The following is a 440-nucleotide window of genomic DNA, read 5'->3' as shown; positions in this document are numbered from 1 at the left end:
AATTAAAAACGCTAATTTTACAAAAGTGATCCCAAATATTATCCCAATTACGCTACTAACTAAGTATAAAATGATATTTTCAATCAAAAGAATCAGATCTAAATTTGCTTTAGTCAGTCCCAAAATATTATACAGACCAAGCTCTTGATCCCGCTGTCGCATCAAAAAACTATTCGCATAGAAAATAAAAATCACAGAAATAAGTAATACAAATACCAGTCCGAGTATCATCAGAGCCTCAATCAACTTCCAATATTCACTGTTATGAAGACTACTATTATTTAATAAACTAAATAAAATGTAGTTAATTCCAATTAATAGTGACGTTGAAAGGATAAATAGGGCATATCGCGAAAGATTATGTCTCAGACTATGGAAGGATAATTTAGCTTCAATCATTATCAGAACCTCCCCTAATAATGGAATTAACACTGTTGGAA

Annotated in this window: 1 protein-coding gene; it reads right to left on the bottom strand. The window is 30.7% G+C overall.

The features are described from left to right. Positions 1–399, bottom strand: a 399-nt coding sequence (locus AC6UDG_RS07310) for an FtsX-like permease family protein (protein ID WP_500706941.1), incomplete at its 3' end; no start/stop codon positions are given. Between the last annotated feature and the right edge of the window lie 41 nt (positions 400–440).

This window comes from Fructilactobacillus sp. X2R1C1 (assembly GCF_059901435.1).
Note: the sequence above shows the minus strand (reverse complement) of the source record. Positions and strands in the feature narration are given on the sequence as shown.